A 23,052-nucleotide genomic window follows, 5' to 3' on the forward strand; every position below is an offset into this window, starting at 1 on the left:
TGCGTCCGGTTGCGAAGCAATCGTAAACCGGCTAGTACGATTTTCCTGACAAACCAAGGCGCCAGACTTTACGGCGGCTACGCCACCGGACGCAGCCTTCGGCAGCTGCTACGAAGAGTCCGCATCGGCCTGGAGATAGCTACCCATGCATAACCCCTGCGCCGTGATCCCGGTGTACAACCACGAAACCGCCGTACCGGCCGTGGTCGGCGCCCTGCTCGCTGCCGGCTTGCCCTGCGTGCTGGTTGACGACGCCAGCAGCCCCGCGTGCAGTGCCGTTCTCGAACAGCTTGCCCGAGGCGAGCACATCTTCCTCGTCCGCCTGGCCATCAATCAGGGCAAGGGCGGCGCGGTCATGGCGGGCCTGCGCGAAGCGGCGAGACTGGGCTTCACTCACGCCCTGCAAGTAGACGCCGACGGCCAGCACGACCTGCGCGACGTCGCGACCTTTATGCAGGTCTCACAGCAAAACCCCCAAGCGCTGATCTGCGGTTATCCACAGTACGACGACAGCGTGCCCAAGGGGCGCCTGTATGCGCGCTACCTGACCCACGTGTGGGTGTGGATCAACAGCCTGTCGCTGCAGATTCCGGATTCCATGTGCGGCTTTCGGGTCTACCCGCTGACGCCGACGCTGGCGCTGATCAACACGGTCAAACTGGGCAAGCGCATGGATTTCGACCCCGAGATTTTGGTGCGTCTGGCGTGGCGCAATCAGCCCATGCGCTGGCTGCCGACCAAGGTCCATTACCCGCAGGACGGCCTCTCGCACTTTCGTCTGTTCCATGACAACGCGCTGATTTCCGGCATGCACACCAAGCTGTTTTTCGGCATGTTGATACGTTTGCCGAGCATCCTCTGGAGGCGCTGTAAAGCATGAGCGAACCTCAACAGCATTGGGCTGACAACAAGGAGCGCGGCAGTTTCCGGCTGATGAAGCTCACCGCGTTCGGCGTCAAGCTGCTTGGCCGACGCCTGCTCAGCCCGGTGCTCTACGCCATCGTGCTGTACTTCTTTCTGTTCGGTGGCCGCGCCCGGCGCAGCATCTGGCAATACCAGCAGCGGCTGGCCGACTGGAGCGGGCAAAGCGACCTGCGGCCTACCCGCAGACGGGTGTTCGGGCAATTCATGGCATTTGCCGATGCCCTGCTCGACAAGCTTGACGTGTGGAATGGCCGCCTGAAAATCGAAGATATCGAAATCATTGACCCCGCCCTGCTGCGTAATCAGTTGCGCGGCGAACGCGGCCAAATGCTGGTGGGCGCACACCTGGGCAACCTCGAAGTGTGCCGGGCACTGGCCGAGCTGGGCGAACAGGTGACCATGAACGTGCTGGTACACACCAAGCACGCCGAACACTTCAACCGCTTGCTGGGCGAAGCCGGGGCCAGCCATTTGCGTCTGATTCAGGTCAGCGAGCTCAACCCTGCGGTCATGCTTCAACTCAATCAGCGCCTGGAAAACGGCGAGTGGCTGGCGATAGCCGGTGACCGTGTGCCGCTGCAGGGCGCACGCAATGTCGAGGTCGATTTCCTCGGCCATCCGGCAGCATTCCCGCAAGGTCCGTGGTTGTTGGCCGGGCTGCTCAAATGCCCGGTCAATCTGATGTTTTGCCTCAAGCATGAAGGGCGCTACCGGGTCATCCTCGAACCCTTCACCGACGCCGTACTCTGGCGGCGCAGCGACCGCGAGCAAGTGATCGCCCACTGGGCCACGCGCTACGCCGAACGCCTGGGGCACTACTGCCTCGAAGCGCCGCAACAATGGTTCAATTTTTACCCTTTCTGGAAGACCGATGACGACGCATCCGCATGAGCCAGTAACCTTCGGCCAAACCCCGTTGCGCATTGAAGACGTGCTGGCCCTGGCCAATCGTCAGGCGCCGACCCGTCTGCAAGACGACGCCGACTACCGCGAGCGCATCGCCAAGGGCGCGCGCTTTCTCGACTCGCTGCTGGACAAGGAAGGCGTGATCTACGGCGTGACCACCGGTTACGGCGATTCGTGCGTGGTGGCGGTGCCGCTGGAGCATGTTGAAGCGCTGCCGCGTCATCTCTACACCTTTCACGGCTGCGGGTTGGGCAAGTTGCTTGACGCCCAGGCCACCCGCGCCGTGCTCGCCGCGCGCCTCCAGTCCTTGTGCCACGGGGTGTCCGGGGTGCGCATCGAGTTGCTGGAGCGTTTGCAGGCCTTCATCGCCCACGACATCCTGCCGCTGATCCCCGAAGAAGGTTCAGTGGGCGCCAGCGGCGATTTGACGCCGCTGTCGTATGTGGCCGCCACGTTGTCGGGCGAGCGCGAAGTGCTGTTCAAGGGCGAACGCCGCCTCGCAGCCGACGTGCACCGGGAACTTGGCTGGGCACCGCTGGTACTGCGGCCCAAGGAAGCGCTTGCGCTGATGAACGGCACCGCCGTGATGACCGGCCTCGCGTGCCTGGCCTACGCCCGCGCCGATTACCTGCTCAAACTCGCTACCCGCATCACCGCGCTCAACGTGGTGGCACTGCAAGGCAACCCTGAGCACTTTGACGAGCGCCTGTTCGCCGCCAAGCCGCATCCGGGGCAAATGCAGGTGGCGGCCTGGATTCGCCAGGACCTGGCCATCGACGCCCCGACAGCGCCGCTGCATCGCCTGCAAGACCGCTACTCGCTGCGTTGCGCGCCCCACGTACTGGGCGTGCTGGCAGACAGCCTGAACTGGCTGCGCTCGTTTATCGAGATTGAACTCAACAGCGCCAACGACAACCCGATCATCGACGCCGAAGAAGAACGCGTGCTGCATGGCGGGCATTTCTATGGCGGGCATATCGCCTTTGCGATGGACAGCCTCAAGACCCTGGTCGCCAACGTCGCCGACCTGCTGGACCGCCAGCTCGCGCTGCTGGTGGACGTGCGATACAACCACGGCCTGCCGAGCAACCTCTCGGGCGCAACAGCCGAGCGGGCGATGCTCAACCACGGCTTTAAAGCGGTGCAGATCGGCACCAGTGCCTGGACGGCCGAGGCGTTGAAAAACACCATGCCGGCCAGCGTGTTCTCACGCTCTACCGAGTGCCACAACCAGGACAAAGTGAGCATGGGCACCATCGCTGCCCGCGATGCGATCCGCGTGCTGGAACTGACCGAACAGGTCGCCGCTGCCACCTTGCTGGCGGCCAATCAGGGAGTGTGGCTGCGCAGTCGCGCCGAAGATGCACGCCCGCTGCCACCCGCACTGGCACAGATGCACGCCGAGTTGGCCAAGGACTTCCCACCGGTGGTCGAAGACCGCGCCCTGGAAGCCGAGTTGCGCTTGTGCCTGAGCCGTATCGCCCAACAACACTGGAGGCTGCATGCGTAGCAAAGGCGTTTTGCACGTTGATACCGAAGTGTTGGTGCCGTTTTTCGACATCGACACCATGCACGTGGTGTGGCACGGCCACTACGTCAAATACCTCGAAGTGGCGCGTTGTGCGTTGCTCGACCATATCGGCCACAACTACACGCACATGCTCGATGCGGGCTATGCGTGGCCGGTGATCGACATGCAATTGCGGTATGTACGCGGCGCAACATTTGGCCAGCGCATCAACGTACGCGCCAGCCTGGTGGAGTGGGAAAACCGCCTGAAGATCAACTACCTGATCACCGACCTGGCCACGGGCGAACGGCTGACCCGGGCCGTTACGGTGCAAGTGGCGGTCGAGATCGCCAGCAAGGAGATGCAACTGGTGTCGCCCAAGTGCTTTACCGAAGCGGTTGCGAGGATGCTGCCATGAATCGCCTTGGTAGCCGCTGCCGCAGGCTGCGATCGAGCCCGAAGGGGTCGCGCTTTTTCAATATCGAAGGGCCTTCGGCCCTTATCGCAGCCTTCGGCAGCGGCTACAGGGGTCTGATTGTTGCGCTGCTGCTCGCTTTCTCGCCTCTGGCCCACGCCTTCGACCTGCAACAACTCAGCGAACAACTGGCCAAACCCCAGGTGATCCACGGCGATTTTATCCAGGAGAAACACCTGCGCGCCCTGCCCAAGCCACTGACCAGCACTGGTACTTTTGTGCTGGCCAAGGGTCACGGCCTGCTTTGGCAACTGAAAACCCCGCTGCAACAGGATTACCGAATCACGTCCCAAGGCATTGCCCGGCGCGACGGCACGAGTTGGCAAATGCTGCCCGGCAAAAGCGCCGGCGCCGAGCAAAACCGCTTGTTCCTCGCCGTGTTGCAAGGCGATAGCAGCGGCCTGCAGCGGGATTTCGACCTGCAACTGCAAGGCGAACCCGCGCACTGGACGCTGACCCTGACCCCACGTTCACTGCTGCTCAAGCAAGTGTTCAAGCAGATCAACATCGACGGCGGCGAATTGGTGCAACGCATCGAACTGCAAGAAACCCAGGGCGACAGCACGCTGCTTAAAATGCACAACAGCGTCAGCAACCAGCCCTTGAGTGACGCGGAGCAGCACGATTTTGCGCAGTGAACGCTGGTTACCCCGCGGTTTCCTGATCCTGCTGGTGGCGGTGCTAGCACTCGCCGGCTGGCAATGGCGCCACGGCGCACCGCTGTCGGCCAACCTGATGGAACTGGTGCCCGGGGACTCACCGGATGCGCTGGAGCTGAGCGCCGAACAACGCATGCAAGAACCCCTGAACCGCGAAATGCTGGTGCTGGTGGGCAGTAGCGACCGCCAGCAAGCCATCGCTTCGGCTGAGCAGTTGGGCCAGCAGTGGCAAGCCAGCGGTTTGTTTGAAAAAGTGCAATGGAACCTGCAGGCAGACCTTCCGGCGCTGCGCGATCAACTGCTGCGCGGGCGACTGGCGATGCTGTCTGCAGCCGACCGCACGCAACTGGTCGAGCACCCCGACGCCTTTATCCAGCAACGCGTGCAGGCACTGTTCGATCCTTTCACCGGGTTCAGCCTGGTGCCGAGCCAGGACGACTGGCTGGGCCTGACCGGGCGCATCCAGAACAGCCAGCCGCAGCGCGGTGCGGTGCAACTCGATATTGGCAGCGGCGCTCTGGTCGCCGAAGCCGACGGCAAACACTGGGTACTGCTGCGCGCCCGTACCCAGGGCAATGCTTTTGACATGAAGCTGCCGCTGCGGGTGGCCGAACTGCTTGAGCACAGCCGCCAGCAAGTCGCACAAGACAATGTGCAATTGCTCGCGGCCAGCGGCTTGCTCTACGCGGCCAGCGGGCAACAGCAAGCCACCCGAGAAATCACCTGGGTCGGTGGTGGCGCCACCGTCGGGATTCTGCTGCTGCTGCTATTGGCGTTTCGACGCTGGCGGGTGCTGCTGGCGTTTGTGCCCGTGTTGGTCGGCATGCTGTTTGGTGCCGTGGCCTGCGTCGCGTTCTTTGGCAGCATGCACGTGATGACGCTGGTACTGGGCTCCAGCCTGATCGGCGTCGCAGTGGATTACCCGCTGCATTACCTGTCCAAAAGCTGGAGCCTCAAACCCTGGCGCAGCTGGCCGGCTTTGCGCCTGACCTTGCCCGGTTTAAGCCTGAGCCTGGCCACCAGTTGCATCGGCTATCTGGCACTGGCCTTCACCCCGTTTCCGGCGTTGACCCAAATCGCCATCTTCTCCGCCGCAGGCCTGGTCGGTGCCTACCTGAGCGCCGTATGCCTGCTGCCCGCGCTGCTCCAAGGCGTGGAGCTGCGCCCTGCGCAATGGCCCCTGCGTATTGCTCAATCGCTGCTCAACCTGCGCGAAGCCTTGCTCAAACGCCTCCCTACGCCTGCCTTGCTAGTCTTACTGCTGGCGTTTTGTGCTGCCGGTCTGTGGCAACTGACCAGCAAGAACGACATCCGCCAATGGGTCGGCGCCCCGCCGCAATTGATGGCTGAAGCCCAGGCCATTGCACGGATTACCGGTTACCAGCCCACCAGCCAGTTTTTCCTGGTCCGGGCCGACAACGAGCAGCAATTGCTTGAGCGCCAAACCGCCCTTGGCGAGCGTCTCGATCAGTTGGTGCACATGGGCAAGTTGCAGGGCTATCTGGCACTGAATCAATTGGTCAGCCTGCCCAGCGAGCAACAGCACTTACGCCATGCGCTGTCACAGCTGCCGCAACACTGGCAACCCCTGCTGGAGCTGGGTGTACCTGAAGCCGCACTGCAAGCCGAGCTTGTGCAATTGCAGACCTTGCCCGAGCAACATATCGATGACGCGCTGAGCGGTCCGCTGGCCGAACCCTGGCGTGCACTCTGGCTAGGCAAGACCGCTGAAGGCGTCGCCGCAATGGTCAGCCTGCAAGGTTTGAACAGTGCCAGCTTGCTGCGGGTGCAAGCCCAGGACCTGCCGGGCGTTCAACTGGTCGACCGCCTGGGCGACTTGAATAACGTCTTTGCCGCCACGCAAATCAGCGCCGCTGAATTGAAGTTGCTGTCCTGTGCCTTGATCGTATTGTTGCTGATCGCACCCTTCGGTTTTGGCGGTGCACTGCGCATCGTCGCACTGCCGCTGCTGGCCGCGCTGTGCAGCCTTGCCAGCCTGGGCTGGCTGGGGCAGCCGTTGACGCTGTTCAGCCTCTTCGGCCTGCTGCTGGTAACGGCGATCAGCGTCGATTACGCGATCCTGATGCGCGAGCAAATCGGCGGCGCCGCCGTCAGCCTGCTCGGGACCTTGCTGGCGGCGCTGACCACCTGGCTGTCGTTCGGCCTGCTGGCGGTGTCGAGCACGCCTGCGGTCAGCAACTTCGGCCTGTCAGTAAGCCTGGGGCTGGCATTCAGTTTTATCCTGGCGCCCTGGGCGGGCAAACAGGAGCACAGCCAATGATGACTGCCGTGTTCTGGCTGCTGGCTCTGACCCTGTTTGCCTTGGCCACCCGGGTGGGCCGTCATTTTGGCGTGATCCCGATTGTCAGCCAGTTGCTGCTGGCGTCCATCATCCTGCCGCTGCTGATGCTGTTCTGGATCGAGCCGCACTGGCAGCTCAGCGGCGCGCAGCTGGTTGCACCGGTGTGGCTCAAAAGCCTGTACAGCCTGAGTTTTGCGCTATTGCTGGGCACCATCTTGAGCGACGTGATTGATCTGCGCCTTGATCGCCAGAGTGTAAAAATCGCCCTGCCCAGCTTTGCCGTGCCCTTCGCCTGCGGGCTGGCCTGCGCCGTCTGGCTGCTGCCTGAGCAACCCTGGTTGAGTTCGCTGGCGGTGGGTCTGGTCTTTGCCATCACCGCGATCCCGGTGTTGTACCTGTACTTGCGCCACATCGATTACCCGCCCGCCGCCACCCGGCGTCTGGTGCAAAGCGCGATCCTTATCGACCTCACGTGCTGGACCCTGTTTGGCCTGGCCCAGGGCAGCCTGGACCTGAGCAGCCTGCTCCTGCCGCTGGCCGGAGCCTTGCTGCCGCTGCTGCTACGCCTCCTGCGCATCCGTCAGCCGCTGTGCTACAGCCTGAGCTTTTTTGCCTTGCTGGTGGTGGCCGAGCATTACCGTCTGAATGCACTGATTTTCGGTGTCGGTTATTTAGTCTGCATGGCGTGGCTCAAGGTGGCGCTGGTCATGCCGTTAAACGCCGTATGGCTTGAACGCCTGCAAACCTTCCTTGCAGTGCCGCTGATCCTCACGTTCGGCATTGTGCAGATCAATGTACACAGTGCCCTGAGCGAGATCAGCCTGCTGCAATTGACTGCACTATTGCTGCTGCCGATGGTCAGTAAACTGCTGGGCAACTGGCTCGGATTGAGCTGGGCCACTCCGTCGTTTTCCGGCGCCAGCAAATGGCACGAAAGCCTGTTACTGAACATTCGCGGGTTGAGCGAAATCGTCTTTCTCAACCTGCTGCTGCAACAACAGCTCATCAGCCCGGCGCTGTACTTTGCACTGATGTTGATGAGCCTGATCGCCACGCTGTTACCGGCGCTGGTGGGCATGAGTAAACCCCCTTTGAAGTCCGCCGTAGTACCCGGCAAGGAGCGCCTGTGTCAGGAATAGAAATGGAACGTCGTCAGGTTGTCGTGATTGGTGCCGGGCCGTCCGGCGCCATCGCCTCGGCCTTGCTCAAACGTAAGGGCCACGATGTATTGATCATCGAGCGCCAGCACTTCCCGCGCTTTTCCATTGGCGAAAGTCTGCTGTCGCACTGCCTGGACTTCGTCGAAGAAGCGGGCATGCTGCAAGCCGTGCAAGCTGCCGGTTTCCAGATGAAAAACGGCGCCGCGTTCGCCTGGGGCGATCAGTACAGCGCCTTCGATTTTGGTGACACGTTCAGCAACGGCAAACCCACCACCTTCCAGGTGCAACGCGCCGATTTCGACAAACTGCTGGCCGATCAGGCCGCCTTGCAGGGCGTTGAAATCCGCTACGGCGAAACCGTGATCACCACCGATATCGAGCGGGCCAGGCCGTTGCTGGAGATTGAGCGCGAAGACGGCAGCCGCTATCAGGTCGAAACCGACTTTATCCTCGATGCCAGCGGCTATGGCCGCGTGCTCCCGCGCTTGCTCGATCTTGAAGCGCCGTCGAATTTCCCGGTGCGTCAGGCGGTCTTTACCCACGTTGAAGACCGCATTGTTGATGACGGTTTTGACCGCAATAAAATCCTCGTCACCACCCACCCGGCCCAGCGCGATATCTGGTTCTGGAGCATTCCGTTCAGCAATGGCCGCTGCTCGGTGGGCGTGGTCGCGGCGCCAGAGCATTTTGCAGGTCGCAGCGAAAACCTCGACAAGTGCCTGCGCAGCTTTATCGACGAGACCCCCAGCCTGCAGCGCGTGCTGGCCAATGCCGTGTGGGACACTCCAGCGCGCACCATCGGCGGCTACTCGGCCAACGTCAAAACCCTGCACGGCCCGGGTTTTGCGCTACTGGGCAATGCAGCCGAGTTCCTCGACCCGGTGTTCTCCTCGGGCGTGACCATTGCCATGCGATCGGCCAGCATGGCTGCTGGCGTGCTTCACCGTCAGTTGCAAGGCGAAGCCGTTGACTGGCAAACCGAGTTTGCCGAGCCGCTCAAACGCGGTGTCGATACCTTCCGCTGCTACGTCGAAGGCTGGTACGCCGGCACCTTCCAGGACGTGATCTTTCACCCAGACAGCTCAACACAGATTCGCCGCATGATCTGTTCGATTCTGGCGGGCTATGCCTGGGACGAAAACAACCCGTTTGTCAGCGAACCCAAGCGCCGTTTGCGCATGCTGTCGGACATCTGCGCGACGGAGTCCCCATGAAACCTCTGAGCGATACCTACGTTGAGGAAACCCGCCTGGGGTTCTGGTTTTTGCGTAGCCACACCTGGCAGCACCATGTGCTGCGGGTGGCGATCAATGACCTGCGCAGCCTGTTCAGTGACCCGCCGCCTTCGGCACCCGTGATTCTGGATGCCGGTTGCGGCCAGGGAAAATCGTTCCAGTACCTGCATAAAACTTTCGCCCCCAAGCGTTTGATGGGGCTGGATGCCGACCCGCTGAGCCTGCAACTGAGCAGCGAGGAAGCCCGACGCCAAGGCATCGACATCGAGCTGATCGGCAGCGACTGCGCCGAACTGGATGTGGCCGATGCCAGTGTCGACATTCTGTTCTGCCACCAGACTTTCCACCATCTGGTGCAGCAAGACCGGGCCTTGGCCGAGTTTTATCGGGTGTTAAAGCCAGGCGGATATTTGCTGTTTGCAGAGTCCACAGAAGCTTACATCGACACCTGGGTGATTCGCTGGCTGTTCCGCCACCCAATGCATGTGCAGAAAAGCGCGGAGCAATACCTGGAAATGATCCGCGACCAGGGCTTTGAGTTTGAAGCCCGGAACGTATCGTACCCGTACCTGTGGTGGAGCCGTTCCAAGGATTTCGGCCTGCTGGAGCGTTTGGGCTTGGTTACGCCAAAACCGGTAGGGCAACGGGAAGAAACCCTGGTCAATGTGGTGGCACGCAAGCCCCTGCAAGGCCAGGCCCAATGATCAATGCAAACCCTGTAGCCGCTGCCGCAGGCTGCGATGGCGTGCGAAGCGGGCCCATTTTTTTGAAGGCCCTGCGGTCCTTATCGCAGCCTGCGGCAGCGGCTACAAGAATCGGTGTCGCTCTGTGGATGTGCTTGCTCCTGTTACTGGCTGGCTGCACCAGCCTGCCGCTGCCCAGGCACACGCCAACCCTGGACTTGCCCATGCAGTTGCATATCCAGCGCGAACAGGCCGATCAGCGTCAGGACTGGTTGCTGGTGATCCAGCAAGAAGAAGCCGGGCTGCGCTGGTCATTGATGGACCCACTGGGGATTCCGCTGGCACGTCAGTTGTTGCAGGGCGACAACTGGCACGCCGATGGTCTGCTGCCGCCCAATCCCGAAGCCCGCGAGCTGTTCGCGGCGTTATTGTTTGCACTGACGCCAGAGGCGCAGCTGTCGGATAATTATCCACAGGCAAAATCCGAATCTGATCTGCGATTCATGAAACAACGCTGGCAAGTGCAATACCTGCAACCCCGGGTCTTTCGTATCGATATGAAGGGCGATCTGCACTACCGGATCACCCCGCTGGAGGCCGCTCCATGACTGCTTACCTCAATGCCCTGGGCGTGGTCTGTTCACTGGGTCGTGGTCCTGATGAAGTTGCGCGCAAGCTGTTTGCCGGTGACTGCTCGGGTATGCAGCGTCAAAGCGGCTGGGTGCCCGAGCGCTCGATGACCCTCGGCGCGGTCAGTGGCGAGCTGCCTGCAATTGCGGCTGAACTCAACCCGCAAAGCAGCCGCAACAATCAGTTGCTGCTCGACGCCGCGCTGCAGATTCGAGACGACATCGAACAGGCGATTCAGACTTTCGGCCGCGAGCGCATCGCCGTAGTGCTGGGGACCAGCACCTCGGGCATCGATGAAGCCAGCCGTGGCATTGCCCACTACCTGCAACATCAGCAGTTCCCCAGTGATTACGCCTATCAGCAGCAAGAGCTGAGCGCACCGGCCACGTTCCTGGCGGACTGGCTGAACATCAATGGGCCGACCTATGTGATTTCTACCGCCTGCACCTCCAGCGCCCGTGCCCTGATGAGTGCTCAGCGACTGCTGGACATGAACCTGTGCGACGTGGTGCTGTGCGGCGGTGTCGACACGCTGTGCAAGCTCACGCTCAACGGCTTTTCATCGCTGGAAGCCGTGTCGGATGAACGCTGCAACCCGTTTTCGGTAAACCGTCACGGCATCAACATCGGTGAGGCGGCGGTTCTGTTTGTGATGAGCAAGCAACCTGCAGGCACTCATTCCATCGCACTGCTCGGCGCGGGCGCCAGCAGTGATGCGCACCATATTTCCGCCCCCGAACCTTCAGGGCGCGGCGCAGTTCAAGCCATGCGCAAGGCCTTGAGCCGTGCAGGTTTGCAGCCCGAGCACATCGGTTATCTGAACCTGCATGGCACCGCCACCCAGCACAATGACGCGATGGAAAGCCACGCCGTGACGCAGGTCTTCCCCGAAGGCGTGCCGTGTTCATCGACCAAACCCATGACCGGTCACACCCTGGGTGCGGCAGGGGCACTGGAGGCCGCCTTTTGCTGGCTGAGCCTGACCCACGGTGATGCCCTGCCCCCGCACATCTGGGACGGTCAGCCTGACCCGGCGCTGCCTGCGCTGAACTGGGTCACGACCGGCCAGACCCTGGCCCCGGTTCCACAACGCTGCCTGATGAGCAACTCGTTTGCCTTCGGCGGCAATAACGTCAGCCTTATTATCGGAGACGCCCCATGATTGATTGGCCGATCGCCGAACTGCTGCCCCACGCTGGCGACATGATCCTCATCGATCAGGTGCTGGCGTTTGATGAAGAGCAGATCCAAACCCGACTCACCGTGCACGCAGGCGGCTTGTTCAATCGCGAAGACGGCAGCCTGCCCGCGTGGGTCGGTATTGAACTGATGGCCCAGAGCGTGGCTGCCTACGCCGGTTGTCGCGCCCGCCTGCAAGGCCGCCCCGTGGAGCTGGGCTTTTTGCTCGGCACCCGAAAATTTGAATGCAACGTCGAACACTTCCCGCCGGGCGTCGAGCTGCACATCCACGCACTGCGCTCGCTGGAAGACGACAACGGCATGGGCGTGTTCGAGTGCCACCTCACCGGCCCCGGCATTCATGCCAGCGCCCGCCTGAACGTGTTCCGTCCGCCCCAGGCTCAAAACTACCTTGCTCAAGCATCCCAGGAGACCCGTCATGACTGAGTCCATTTTGGTCACAGGCTCCAGCCGTGGCATCGGCCGCGCCATTGCCCTGCGTCTGGCGCAAGCCGGTTTTGACCTGGTGCTGCATTGCCGCAGTGGCCGCAGCGAAGCCGACGCCGTCATGGCTGAAGTCCAGGCATTGGGCCGCAGCGCCCGAGTGCTGCAATTCGACGTGTCGCAGCGGGCTGAGTGCAAAGCCATTCTGGAAGCCGACGTTGAAGAGCATGGCGCCTACTACGGCGTAGTGCTCAACGCCGGCCTGACCCGCGACGGTGCCTTTCCGGCACTGAGCGAAGACGATTGGGACGTGGTGATGCGCACCAACCTCGACGGTTTTTACAACGTGCTGCACCCGGTGATGATGCCGATGATCCGTCGCCGCGCTGCCGGGCGCATCGTCTGCATCACCTCGGTATCGGGCCTGATCGGCAATCGCGGGCAGGTCAACTACAGCGCCTCCAAGGCGGGCTTGATCGGCGCCGCCAAGGCCCTGGCCATCGAACTGGGCAAACGCAAAATCACCGTCAACTGCGTTGCACCGGGCCTGATCGACACCGCCATGCTCGACGAAAACGTACCGGTAGAAGAACTGATGAAAATGATCCCCGCCCAACGCATGGGCACCCCGGAAGAAGTCGCGGGGGCGGTTAACTTTTTGATGTCGGCCGAAGCGGGTTACATCACCCGTCAGGTGCTGGCCGTCAATGGAGGCCTGTGCTGATGAAGCGCGTTGTCGTCACCGGCATGGCCGGCATCACCTCCCTGGGCAGTGACTGGGCCAGCATCGAAGCCAACTTTGTGGCCGGGCGCAGCGGTATTCGGCGCATGGACGAATGGGATCGCTTCACCGAACTCAACACCCGGCTGGCCGGGCCGATTGATGATTTTGCGGTGCCTAAGCACTGGACCCGCAAGCAACTGCGCAGCATGGGCCGCGTTTCACGTCTGGCCGTGGGCGCAGCAGAACTGGCGTTGCAGGATGCAGGTCTGCTGGGCAACCCGATCATTCGTGACGGGCGCATGGGCGTAGCCTGCGGTTCGTCCACCGGCAGCACCGACGAGATCAAGGCATTCGGCAACATGCTGCTCAACTCGGTAGCGGACGGCCTCAATGCCAACAGCTATGTCCGCATGATGCCCCACACCACCGCAGCCAATATCAGCATCTTCTTTGGCCTGACCGGGCGACTTATCCCGACTTCCAGCGCCTGCACCAGCGGCAGCCAGGGCATCGGTTACGCCTACGAAGCGATCAAGTTCGGTCGCCTGCCGCTGATGCTCGCAGGCGGTGCAGAAGAACTGTGCCCTACCGAGGCGATGGTGTTCGACGCCCTGTACGCCACCAGCCTGAAAAACGACGCCCCCCACACCAGCCCACGCCCCTATGACAGTGGTCGCGACGGGCTCGTGATCGGTGAAGGTGGCGGCATGCTGGTGCTCGAAGAGCTGGAACACGCACTCGCCCGTGGCGCGCACATCCATGCTGAAATCGTCGGTTTTGGCAGCAACGCCGACGGCCAGCACACCACCCGCCCGGAAGTCAGCACCATGCGCCGGGCGATGGAGCTGGCACTGGAAGACGCGGGGATTGGCGCGGATGCCATCGGCTATGTAAACGGCCACGGTACCGCCACTGAACAGGGCGATATTGCCGAGACACTGGCCACCAGCGAGCTGTTCGGCCAACACATGCCCATCAGCTCGCAGAAGAGCTTTCTGGGCCACACCCTGGGCGCCTGTGGCGCGCTGGAGTCGTGGTTCAGCATCGAGATGATGAACCGCGACCGCTACGTGCCCACGCTCAACCTGGATGAAGTCGACCCGCGTTGCGGCGAACTGGATTACCTGCGTAACGAGTTTCGCGTCATGCATAACGATTACGTCATGAACAACAATTTTGCCTTTGGCGGGGTCAACACCTCGTTGATCTTCCGTCGCTGGGCCTGACACCTCTGGAACCAATGGAATGCCTTACTTGCTGCGTATCACCCTGATTGCCCTTGCCCTGCTGGGCACCGTGTCCTGCACCAACAAACCCCTGCTCAACCCGGATCGCACGTTACATGCCTCGATCCACAGCGACCGCGCACAGATGCAGCAGGCCATCGTTAAAACACTGGTAGCCCGTGGCTGGACAGTGCAAAAAATCACCCCGCAGCTGGTACAGGCGCAGATCACCGTGCGGGAGCAATACCACGCCGAAATCGACATCCCGTACAGCGCCGACCACTACCGTATCCAGTACCGCGACAGCAGCGGCCTGGACTACAAGGACGGCAAGATCCACAAGAATTACATCCGTTGGGTGCGCCTGCTGGACAAGGGCATCGTGCGTGAATTGAAAGACGACCAGAACGAACGCACAGCCAAACAGCTGTCGGAAGCGGCGCTGATAAAACCGTAGTCAACGTCAGAGACAACAAAGGCGCCTTTCGGCGCCTTGTTTACATACAGGCTGGTGTGTCATTGCCACGGCCTGCAGGCCTGAACCGCGATGTGATGCGGACGGTGGTGCATTTGATTGAGCAAGTCACAGCATCTGTGGATAAGTTGATAACCAGGTACACGCAGCCTGCCTGTTAGAGCGCATCCCAACGCCAACTACCGCTTGAAGGTCACAACTATTGGGCGAGATCGATACTGTCATCGGTGCTCTGTCGATAAATCGTATAAGGCAGCACTAGCGTGTCGAGCACGGCGCTCGGTATGAGGTCCAGCAGTCTGAGCGGTAGCAAGACTGGCGTTACAAGATCTTGTGTAATCGTTTTGGAAGGACCATGCAAAATACACAGGTCATAAGCCACCCCACTGTAAACACGGGGAATGGAATCGCAGTAAGTGTTCCTTTTTTGAAGATCACGCCGTGTTACCTCATCACCGCGAACAACCGTATTGATTGTTCCGCACCCAACGAGTGACACACTTAAGCCAATAAGTACTGCGTAACGTGCATTACTCATGTCAAATCCCTCCAGAAGAGGGCGATAACTTAACGAAAAACTTGTAAAAATAGCGACTAACTCCCGGACTGCATTTGTAAACAACCATTACTTAGAAATAGCCTACATATAAGTACACGCCTGATTATTCAGGCCTGTTTAACTTTAGGAAGTTATTGGGTCTCACCTTAAGCCTTGGTCACCGTCTTGCGTGTCAGCAAATCCGCAAACGCATTCGCCATCGGTGAGTTGCTGCCTTTGCGCTGCACCAGCCACACGGCCGTATTGGCTCCCGGATCCAGCAACGGCCGATACACCACGCCCTTGATCCGCATGTGCTGGAACGACGCCGGCAGCACCGACACCCCTAACCCCGCGGACACCAGCCCGATGATGGTCATGGCTTCGCCCGCTTCCTGTGAGAAATGCGGGCTGAAGCCGGCTTCTCGCGCCAGGCTCAATAATTGTGCGTACAGCCCGCTGCCATAACTGCGGGGGAAGAACACGAAAGGCTCGTCCGCCAACGCCGCCAGCTGCAAACCCTGCTCGCTGCCTTCAGCCAACGGGTGATCGGCACGGATGACCGCCACCAGCGGCTCACGAAACAACTCCACCGTGCTCAACGATTCAGGCAGCACCAGCGGCCGCATGATGCCGACCTCAATGGTTTCATCCACCAGACCTTCGGCCACCTCGCGGCTGCTCATTTCCTTGAGGTTCAGATGCACCGCCGGAAAGGCCTGACGGAACGCAAAAATAGCCTGAGGAATACTGGAGTTGAACGGCGCCGATGAGGTGAAGCCAATCTTCAACTCACCCAGTTCACCCAACTGTGCACGACGGGCCACGTCGGCGGCCTTGTCGACCTGGGCCAGCACCAAGCGGGCCTCCTCCAGAAACAGCCGCCCCGCTTCGCTCAGCTCAACCCGACGGTTGGTACGGTCGAACAACCGTGCCCCCAGCTCCTGCTCCAGCGCCTGTATTTGCTGGCTTAACGGCGGTTGCGAGATACCCAGCAACTGGGCGGCGCGGCCAAAGTGAAGTTCTTCGGCGACGGCGATGAAGTAGCGCAAATGGCGCAGTTCCATACAAGCTCCATTGAGTCGTAAAACCTATTAAACAGGTCGAACAATATATTGGAAAGAATCGATAGCCACCTATATTCTTTTGCCATTGCCGCTCGGCTTTACGCGTTTCTGAGGTCCCCCGTGAAAACTGCTGTCGCCCCTCTCGCCCACGAAGTCCCGCCGACTGCGCTGGATGATGTTGTCGCTCAACTGAATGACGTGTTTATCGAGAAAGGCACCCCGATGTTTATGCGCACGGTGCTGGCGCTGTTTTCAGGCGGCTTTGCCACCTTCGCCCTGCTGTATTGCGTACAACCGATGATGCCGGTGCTGTCCCATGAATACGGGATCAATGCCGCGCAAAGCAGTCTGATTCTTTCCGTCGCCACGGCGATGCTGGCCATTGGTCTGCTGATTACCGGGCCCATTTCCGATGCCTTCGGGCGCAAGCCAGTGATGGTGTTTGCGCTGTTTTCTGCCGCGGCCTTTACCATGCTCAGCGCGCTGATGCCGACCTGGGAAGGGGTGCTGATTACCCGCGCGCTGGTGGGCCTGTCCCTCAGCGGCCTGGCAGCAGTGGCGATGACCTACTTGAGCGAGGAGATTCACCCACAACACATCGGCTTGGCGATGGGGCTGTATATCGGCGGCAACGCGATTGGCGGCATGAGTGGCCGCTTGATCACCGGCGTGTTAATCGACTTTGTGAGCTGGCACACGGCGATGCTGGTGATCGGCGGCCTGGCGCTGGCAGCAGCGATGGTGTTCGTGAAAATCCTGCCCGAGTCTCGCAACTTCCGACCACGGGCCATGAACCCGCGCAGCCTGCTGGAAGGCTTCACCATGCACTTTCGCGATGCCGGGCTGCCGTGGCTGTTCCTCGAAGCCTTCCTGCTGATGGGCAGCTTTGTGACGCTGTTCAACTACATCGGCTATCGCCTGCTGGCTGACCCTTACAACATGAATCAGGCGCTGGTGGGTTTGCTTTCCATCGTCTATCTGTCGGGTATCTACAGCTCGGCGAAAATTGGCGCGCTGGCCGACAAACTGGGCCGCCGCCGTGTGCTCTGGGCCGTGATTGTGCTGATGCTGGCCGGGATCGCACTGACCATGTTCGAACCCATCGCATTTGTGATTATCGGCATGCTGATGTTCACGTTCGGCTTCTTCGGGGCACATTCGGTGGCCAGCAGCTGGATCGGCCGCCGGGCCATCAAAGCCAAGGGGCAGGCGTCGTCGCTGTACCTGTTCAGCTACTACGCCGGGTCGAGCGTCGCCGGTACGCTGGGTGGCGTGTTCTGGCATCTGGCAGGCTGGAACGGTATCGGTTCGTTTATCGTCGGCATGCTGCTGATTGCCCTGCTGGTGTCCCTGCACCTGGCCAGGTTGCCGGTATTGCCGGGGAATGCGAAAAGCACTTGAGGCAATACGATTTCGCAGCAGCTGCCGAAGGAACCTGGCATGTGCTCCGTTCAAGTCGGGTGGTTGATCTGCAGCCGGGCCTGGAGGCTGGTATCGCGCTTTTCCAGGCTCAGACTTTCGAAGCGGGCGCCTTGGCGTTCGATGCGGTCGAGCCAGCCCAGTACCGCAACGGCATCCCCGCTCAGGGTGATGCGTACCACACCAGCCTCCAGCTCGAACTGCTCAACGCTCAACCCCGAATCAGCAGCACTTTCGCTCAGGCGCGAGGCAAACGGCTGATCAGGATCCTGCGCGGCTGATGCAGGCCGGGCCCGCTGGGCTTCATCCGCAAGCGCCACGTTTTTAAGGAAGAGCGCGTGAGCCGTCTCCAACCTCTGCTGCGCCGGAAGCCAAAGCCCGTAGCCACAAAATACAACCAGCAAAAACGCCGCCAGCGCACCACACAGTTGACGATCTCGACGCGACAATTGCTGCCAGCTCTCACGCAAACGCGCTTTCATAAAACGTCCTTCAGGGTGAGTAATGCCTGCACCCTGCTGCCCTGCTGGCTGGCGCTGCCCAAGGTGATCGCCAGTGCGCTCTGCACACCCCGTGTGCGCAGTTGTTCTAGCTCGGCGAAGCTGGCGGCAGTGATATTCAGTACCCAGCCGACATCCGTGCGCCATTCCATGCGTTGCACTTCAACACTGCTGGCGCCAATCACCTGTTCAGTCAGTTGAACCAGCCGCGCCATATGGCCGTTGTGCGGGGCAGCCGCTTGTTGTTGCTGCGCCCTGAGTTGCGCGGACAGGTCAACGATGCGGGTTTGCTCAGGGTAGAGGGTTTTGAAGCGCTGCTCGCTGAGGGCATATAGGCGCGCCGCCTCACCTTCCAGAAAACTGCTGCGCAGGTGGGTGAAACCCAAGGCCAGGGCAAATATCATCACTAAACCGGTACCAACCCGCCACCACGGCAAACCCTTGCTATGGAGCCCAAACTCGCCTTGCAGCACGTTGATGGCGCCTTTCGGGAGAGCACTCCAATCAATGTCCCGCTCAATCAGTTGAGTGGGAAAAATGGTTTTTACGGTTGCCAGCGCCTGCTCTGACAACGCCAGCCTGGACTCCAGCGAACCGCCAATAATCCAGCGCCCACCCCACCAGGCCATGCAGGCCTGATCGTGGGGTAACAGGTCGGCGTCAGCCTGCACACTGACGATGTTCAACCCACGCTCATGCAGTTGTGCCAATAACGCCTGCAAGCGTTGCTTATGGGTAATCAGTAATGGATAGCGCTGCTGAGCATCCACCGGCCCGACGGCGATGTGCAGGTCATCAAGGTCGCCCGCCAGTTGATCTTCCACAGCGAAGGCCAGGGCTTGCACGCTGGGCCGACGCCTGCCCGGCCAAGGGTCGGTCAGTAGCCAGCTGCACATTTCCATCGGCAGGATCAATCTCACCTCACGGCCTTTTAGACCGGCTGCGGCCGCGCTCAGCGAGGTGTTCTCAACGCTAGCGCCGTCACGCCAGACGCGGACGCGGGCGCGCTCGAAGTCCACATCAGCGTTGTGGGCAAACCCTTCAGCCGTGAGATAAAGCCAAGTATTCATCAAGAGGATTCGCTGTGTTGGGGTGCTAAAAAGCGCCGCTGCAAGAGATGCCACTTCCCGGTTTTAAGGTCTCGGGCCACATCGCTCTCAAGGCGCAAACGGCTTTGCCCCAGACGCACCTCGGTGGTGATCCGAAACCAGCGGCTGTTGATGCCCAGACCCTGGCTATTGATCCCAAGCCCGATCAGCGCCGGAACAAAGGTAAAGTCCTGCACGCTGGCGTAGCCTTGCAGCGGGCGCTCGGCCACGAGCCTGCGCGCCATGTCTGGGGTCACCCCCTCAAGGGTCGCCAACAGCGTGGCCGGCGCGGTGTTGATGTTCAGCAGCCCGCCTTTGCCCAACAACGCGAGCCAGGGCTGCATGCGCGTCAACCACTGGGCGTCGACACCGGGCACTTGGCGCAATTGGCTAATATCGCTCAGGCTCAGCCCCTCTAAGGCGCTGGTGTGTATGGGGGTAACTTCAAGCAGGGTTTGCAGGCGTAACCAGCGTTGCCCGGTCACGGCGTCAACTGGCTCTGTGCCGAGTAACGCGGTGATATTAAAGCGTGCGGCCAGATCTTCGATCTGTACCTTTATCTGACCATTTTCGGTGTCCAGTGCCGGCGTGCCCGTGGCCCAGCCTTGCCCAGCGGCCACGACTGCTTTTGGATCGACCAGCAGATCGCGCAAGCGAAGGCGCCCCCACGATTCACCCGCAAAGCTCAATTGGCGCAATTGCAGTTGGTGAATTTGTTGAGCGCTGCTGTGCAGTGCCAGTCGATGGCTGCGCAGCATGCCGGCGGTGATCAACAGTGCCAGGCTCATGACCAGCAAAACGGTGAGCAACGCGATACCTTGCTGGGCCTTGCGCATTACTCACCCTCCGGCAGTAACAGCACGCGGCGTACCCGCTCGAAGCGCCCGACCGAAAACTGGACTTCCAGCGCTTTGGGCGCGCTCTTGGGGGCCTCCTTGCCGATGGGCCAATCGCTGCGCCAGCCGGTGTGTTCGTCGTATAAACGCCAGCTCATCTCACGTACATCACTGAGCAATTTTTGCTTTTGCAGCACGGGTAACTCCAGGCCTTGGCTGTAGCGCCAGAGCACACCGTTTTCGAGCTGATAGCTGATGTCTTGAAGTTCGCTGCGCGGCTGACCCAATGGGTTACGCCAATTGCCACGGCGCAAGGTGAGTTGGTCGGGCGACAGCCTGAAGCCCGGCTGCCTGGCCGAGGTCTGAACCTGCAACACGTCGCGCTCGATCAGCGCCACGGCCCGCTGCAGGTTGCGCAGGGCTTGCTCGTGCGCGCTGCTGCTGCGTTCGGCGCGCACGATGCTGTCAAACAAGCGCCAGCAGCCAATGCCCAGCAACGCAAAAATCGCGATGGCGATCACCAGTTCGAGCAGCGTAAAACCCGCCTGAGGCTTAGTCATGTTTGGCAGCGATCCAGTGGGTCACCGATTGCACGGGCTGCTCGCTGCTCGCCGGGCTGACGCTGAGTTCAACCCGCAGCAAACCCGTGCCAGGCTCGGACACGATGCGCTGGCTCACGCGCCAGTCACGCTGGGCATAGGTCCGGTTGAGGGTTTGTTGCCCCTGCGCCGGTGGCGGGTTTTGCAGTTGCAATTCGCTGAGATGGTTGTCGGCCAACCACGCGCCAAACAGTCTGGCCTCAACCCGCGCGCTCTGCCCCAGCACATACTGGCTGGCAGACATGACCGCCGCCGCCAGTGTGGCGAACACGGCGAGTGCGATCATTATCTCCAGCAAGGTGAAGCCTTTCTCAGCCTTCATGACGGGCCTCGGGTACGTCAATCACGGCATCACCCAGGCCATCGCTGACGATACTGCGCCAGCGCTGCGGCGGGCTGTCGAGGTGCAGCTCAAATGCGGTGTTTTCATCGCTGCTTAGCCACAACAACTGCGGCGTGCCCGAGCCCGCTGTCAGTGGCTGGTCTTGCCCATCCAGTGTCAGTGCCAGTACCAGCCCGTCAGGCAGTAACACCCGTGGTTCGCTCGCCTGCCACTGCTCACCATCAAAGCGCATCAACTGGTATGCGCCAAGCTCCAGCCGCAGGCCATACTCTTGCCCCTCAAGCACGGCCTTTTCGCGCAAGCCTTGCATCAGGCCGAGCACTACATCTGCTTCCTGGCGTGCGTTGCGGGCATGGTTGTCGCCAAGACTGATATGCACCATCGAAACGAGCACGCCGATCAACACCATGACCACCATCAGCTCGATCAAGGTAAATCCGGCTGCTGCGTGGCGCATGCCTCAGTTGCTCCAGTTGCCAATGTCGGCGGCATACCCTTCGCCGTCGGCAACACCGTCGGAACCGAAGGAATACAGGTCATACCCCGCCGAGTGAGTGCCCGGATTCAAATATTGATAAGCCGTGCCCCACGGGTCCAGCGGCATGCTTTTGAGATAACCCTGGGGGTTCCAGTTTTTCGCCACGGGGGTGCTAGCAGGCTGCTTGGTCAGTGCTTCGAGACCCTGTTGGGTGGAGGGGTAGTTGAAGGTATCAAGGCGGTACATTTCCAGGGCTGTGGCGATCGCCTGAATATCGGTGCGCGCGGCGGTCACTTTGGCCTGATCCGGGCGGCTCATGAACTGCGGAACCACGATGGCGCCCAGTACGCCGATGATCACCACGACCACCATGATTTCAATCAGGGTGAAGCCGCGCTGAGTGGATTTGGCAGAGGGTTTCGAAGGGAATGTCATCAGTTAATTCACCAGTTGATTGAGGCTAAGAATCGGCAACAAAATGGCCATGACGATCAGCAAGACAACGCCGCCCATCAGCACCAACATGATCGGTTCAAACAAACTCACCACCAGCGCGATGCGCGCCGCGAGGTTTTTTTCCTGCTGCTCGGCGGCGCGCGCCAGCATGCTGTCCAGCTCACCGACACGCTCACCGCTGGCGATCAGGTGCAGCATCATCGGGGGGATATCGCCACTGCGTTCCAGCCCTCGGGCCAGGGTGCCGCCTTCTCGTACGGAACGGGCGACATCAAGCATGCGTTGGCGAATAGCCAGGTTGGCAATCACCGTGGCCGAGATTTCCAGGGCATCCACCAGCGGCACGGCGCTCTTGCCCAAAATTGCCAGGGTGCTGGCAAAGCGCGCGGCTTCCATCGCTCGCAGCACTGGGCCCACCAGCGGCAGGTTGAGTTGCAGCACATGCCAGCGCAGCTTGAGCCGGGGTTGGCGCAAGGCCCAACGGGCTGCACCTGTGCCCGCGATCAACAGCATCAGAAGCAGCCAGCCATAGCGGCGTAAACCGCTGCTCGTGGCGATCATGGCTTGGGTCAGCGCGGGCAACGGCTGGCCGCTGTTGATAAATATTTTGACCACGTCGGGCACCACATAACCGAGCAAAAAGCCGACGATGGCCACCGAGGCGAACATCAGGATCATCGGGTAGACCAATGCCAGCTGAATCTTTTGGCGCGAGGCCTGGCGGGCTTCGGTGTAGTCGGCCAGTCGCTCCAGCACCTGGCCAAGATGGCCGCTGCGCTCACCGGCGGCGACCGTGGCGCGGAACAGCTCGGGGAACGCGCGCGGGAACGCCGACAGCGCTGTGGCCAGCGCATGGCCTTCGATCACTCGACTGCGCACGGCGGCCAACACGTTGCTCACCACAGTTTTTTCACTTTGCGCAGTCACCGCGGCCAAGGCTTCTTCCAGTGGCAAACCGGCCTGAATCAGGGTCGACAATTGGCGTGTGAGCAGGGCCAGGTCACTGGCTCCAAGCCGCGTACCGGCCTGCGCATGCCGACCGCTGTGGCGGCTTTTTTTGGCTCCGCTCAAGCGGCTGATGCGCAAGCCCCGCTCGCGCAAAATCTGCCGTGCATGGCGAGCGCTATCAGCCTCTTGCAGGCCACGGCAGTTGCGTCCGTTGGCGTCCTGCGCCTGATACTCAAAGGCTGGCATGC

At 61.0% G+C, this 23,052-nt stretch carries 26 protein-coding genes; 16 read left to right on the plus strand and 10 right to left on the minus strand.

The features are described 5' to 3' along the window. Window positions 1-145 precede the first annotated feature (145 nt). The 15 genes from BLW11_RS02305 to BLW11_RS02375 all read left to right on the plus strand — a co-directional run bounded on the left by BLW11_RS02305 (window position 146) and on the right by BLW11_RS02375 (window position 14,514). Entirely contained in the window at window positions 146-880 is a 735-nt protein-coding gene (locus BLW11_RS02305; protein WP_048360407.1) for a glycosyltransferase family 2 protein, read from the plus strand. Continuing rightward, a complete protein-coding gene (locus tag BLW11_RS02310; protein WP_048360408.1) occupies window positions 877-1,815 on the plus strand; it encodes an LpxL/LpxP family acyltransferase in 939 nt (312 codons plus the stop codon). The genes BLW11_RS02305 and BLW11_RS02310 overlap by 4 nt, the downstream gene beginning before the upstream one ends. Further along, complete coding sequence (locus BLW11_RS02315) at window positions 1,796-3,340, plus strand: HAL/PAL/TAL family ammonia-lyase (RefSeq protein ID WP_048360409.1); 1,545 nt, start codon at window positions 1,796-1,798, stop codon at window positions 3,338-3,340. Before BLW11_RS02310 ends, BLW11_RS02315 begins: the two co-directional genes overlap by 20 nt. Continuing rightward, window positions 3,333-3,758: an acyl-CoA thioesterase gene (locus tag BLW11_RS02320; protein ID WP_048360410.1), complete on the plus strand. Its 426-nt coding sequence runs from the start codon at window positions 3,333-3,335 to the stop codon at window positions 3,756-3,758. The genes BLW11_RS02315 and BLW11_RS02320 overlap by 8 nt, the downstream gene beginning before the upstream one ends. Then, window positions 3,755-4,453, plus strand: coding sequence for an outer membrane lipoprotein carrier protein LolA (locus tag BLW11_RS02325; protein WP_241486137.1), 699 nt, complete (start codon window positions 3,755-3,757; stop codon window positions 4,451-4,453). Before BLW11_RS02320 ends, BLW11_RS02325 begins: the two co-directional genes overlap by 4 nt. Continuing rightward, window positions 4,443-6,755, plus strand: coding sequence for an MMPL family transporter (locus BLW11_RS02330; RefSeq protein WP_048360411.1), 2,313 nt, complete (start codon window positions 4,443-4,445; stop codon window positions 6,753-6,755). The genes BLW11_RS02325 and BLW11_RS02330 overlap by 11 nt, the downstream gene beginning before the upstream one ends. After that, the gene (locus BLW11_RS02335; RefSeq protein ID WP_048360412.1) at window positions 6,752-7,915 is read left to right on the plus strand and encodes a hypothetical protein; all 1,164 of its coding nucleotides are present in this window, start codon (window positions 6,752-6,754) and stop codon (window positions 7,913-7,915) included. Before BLW11_RS02330 ends, BLW11_RS02335 begins: the two co-directional genes overlap by 4 nt. Window positions 7,916-7,917: 2 nt before the next feature. Further along, window positions 7,918-9,150: an NAD(P)/FAD-dependent oxidoreductase gene (locus BLW11_RS02340; protein WP_193790187.1), complete on the plus strand. Its 1,233-nt coding sequence runs from the start codon at window positions 7,918-7,920 to the stop codon at window positions 9,148-9,150. Continuing rightward, on the plus strand, window positions 9,147-9,875 hold the full coding sequence (locus BLW11_RS02345; RefSeq protein WP_048360414.1) for a class I SAM-dependent methyltransferase: 729 nt from the start codon (window positions 9,147-9,149) through the stop codon (window positions 9,873-9,875). The genes BLW11_RS02340 and BLW11_RS02345 overlap by 4 nt, the downstream gene beginning before the upstream one ends. Before the next feature lie 128 nt (window positions 9,876-10,003). Next, the gene (locus tag BLW11_RS02350; RefSeq protein WP_048360636.1) at window positions 10,004-10,462 is read left to right on the plus strand and encodes a DUF3261 domain-containing protein; all 459 of its coding nucleotides are present in this window, start codon (window positions 10,004-10,006) and stop codon (window positions 10,460-10,462) included. Then, window positions 10,459-11,646 (plus strand): beta-ketoacyl-[acyl-carrier-protein] synthase family protein, encoded by a 1,188-nt coding sequence (locus tag BLW11_RS02355; protein ID WP_048360415.1) that lies wholly within the window; start codon window positions 10,459-10,461, stop codon window positions 11,644-11,646. Before BLW11_RS02350 ends, BLW11_RS02355 begins: the two co-directional genes overlap by 4 nt. Further along, window positions 11,643-12,110 (plus strand): hotdog family protein, encoded by a 468-nt coding sequence (locus BLW11_RS02360; RefSeq protein WP_048360416.1) that lies wholly within the window; start codon window positions 11,643-11,645, stop codon window positions 12,108-12,110. Before BLW11_RS02355 ends, BLW11_RS02360 begins: the two co-directional genes overlap by 4 nt. Beyond that, window positions 12,103-12,831, plus strand: a complete 729-nt coding sequence (gene fabG / locus BLW11_RS02365) for a 3-oxoacyl-ACP reductase FabG (RefSeq protein WP_048360417.1) — start codon at window positions 12,103-12,105, stop codon at window positions 12,829-12,831. The genes BLW11_RS02360 and fabG overlap by 8 nt, the downstream gene beginning before the upstream one ends. Next, complete coding sequence (locus BLW11_RS02370; RefSeq protein ID WP_048360418.1) at window positions 12,831-14,057, plus strand: beta-ketoacyl-ACP synthase; 1,227 nt, start codon at window positions 12,831-12,833, stop codon at window positions 14,055-14,057. The genes fabG and BLW11_RS02370 overlap by 1 nt, the downstream gene beginning before the upstream one ends. Before the next feature lie 19 nt (window positions 14,058-14,076). Then, entirely contained in the window at window positions 14,077-14,514 is a 438-nt protein-coding gene (locus BLW11_RS02375; protein ID WP_048360419.1) for a hypothetical protein, read from the plus strand. A 217-nt stretch (window positions 14,515-14,731) separates the two neighbouring features. Here the strand turns inward: BLW11_RS02375 and BLW11_RS02380 are convergent, their stop codons facing one another. Further along, window positions 14,732-15,070 (minus strand): YceK/YidQ family lipoprotein, encoded by a 339-nt coding sequence (locus BLW11_RS02380; protein ID WP_074836701.1) that lies wholly within the window; start codon window positions 15,068-15,070, stop codon window positions 14,732-14,734. Window positions 15,071-15,237: 167 nt separating this feature from the next. Further along, complete coding sequence (locus BLW11_RS02385; protein ID WP_048360420.1) at window positions 15,238-16,137, minus strand: LysR family transcriptional regulator; 900 nt, start codon at window positions 16,135-16,137, stop codon at window positions 15,238-15,240. Between the two features lie 168 nt (window positions 16,138-16,305). On the opposite strand from BLW11_RS02385, the gene BLW11_RS02390 reads away from it, so the two are divergent. Beyond that, window positions 16,306-17,538, plus strand: coding sequence for an MFS transporter (locus tag BLW11_RS02390; protein ID WP_420912218.1), 1,233 nt, complete (start codon window positions 16,306-16,308; stop codon window positions 17,536-17,538). A gap of 50 nt (window positions 17,539-17,588) precedes the next feature. Here BLW11_RS02390 and gspM read toward each other — a convergent pair whose 3' ends face one another. The 8 genes from gspM to gspF are packed head-to-tail and all read right to left on the minus strand — an operon-like array spanning window position 17,589 to window position 23,050. Next, entirely contained in the window at window positions 17,589-18,038 is a 450-nt protein-coding gene (gene gspM, locus BLW11_RS02395) for a type II secretion system protein GspM (RefSeq protein ID WP_053069560.1), read from the minus strand. Continuing rightward, window positions 18,035-19,126, minus strand: a complete 1,092-nt coding sequence (gspL, locus tag BLW11_RS02400; RefSeq protein ID WP_048360422.1) for a type II secretion system protein GspL — start codon at window positions 19,124-19,126, stop codon at window positions 18,035-18,037. The genes gspM and gspL overlap by 4 nt, the downstream gene beginning before the upstream one ends. After that, a complete protein-coding gene (locus BLW11_RS02405; protein WP_048360423.1) occupies window positions 19,126-19,980 on the minus strand; it encodes a type II secretion system protein GspK in 855 nt (284 codons plus the stop codon). Before BLW11_RS02405 ends, gspL begins: the two co-directional genes overlap by 1 nt. Beyond that, window positions 19,980-20,540 (minus strand): type II secretion system minor pseudopilin GspJ, encoded by a 561-nt coding sequence (gspJ, locus tag BLW11_RS02410; protein ID WP_048360424.1) that lies wholly within the window; start codon window positions 20,538-20,540, stop codon window positions 19,980-19,982. Before gspJ ends, BLW11_RS02405 begins: the two co-directional genes overlap by 1 nt. Beyond that, window positions 20,533-20,901, minus strand: coding sequence for a type II secretion system minor pseudopilin GspI (gene gspI, locus BLW11_RS02415; RefSeq protein ID WP_048360425.1), 369 nt, complete (start codon window positions 20,899-20,901; stop codon window positions 20,533-20,535). The genes gspJ and gspI overlap by 8 nt, the downstream gene beginning before the upstream one ends. Then, window positions 20,891-21,379 (minus strand): type II secretion system minor pseudopilin GspH, encoded by a 489-nt coding sequence (gene gspH / locus BLW11_RS02420; RefSeq protein WP_048360426.1) that lies wholly within the window; start codon window positions 21,377-21,379, stop codon window positions 20,891-20,893. The genes gspI and gspH overlap by 11 nt, the downstream gene beginning before the upstream one ends. 3 nt (window positions 21,380-21,382) lie before the next feature. Continuing rightward, window positions 21,383-21,835, minus strand: a complete 453-nt coding sequence (gspG, locus tag BLW11_RS02425; protein WP_048360427.1) for a type II secretion system major pseudopilin GspG — start codon at window positions 21,833-21,835, stop codon at window positions 21,383-21,385. Between the two features lie 3 nt (window positions 21,836-21,838). Next, on the minus strand, window positions 21,839-23,050 hold the full coding sequence (gene gspF, locus BLW11_RS02430) for a type II secretion system inner membrane protein GspF (protein ID WP_048360428.1): 1,212 nt from the start codon (window positions 23,048-23,050) through the stop codon (window positions 21,839-21,841). Window positions 23,051-23,052: the final 2 nt, after the last annotated feature.

It is taken from the genome of Pseudomonas deceptionensis, assembly GCF_900106095.1.
GTDB classification, from domain to species: domain Bacteria; phylum Pseudomonadota; class Gammaproteobacteria; order Pseudomonadales; family Pseudomonadaceae; genus Aquipseudomonas; species Aquipseudomonas deceptionensis.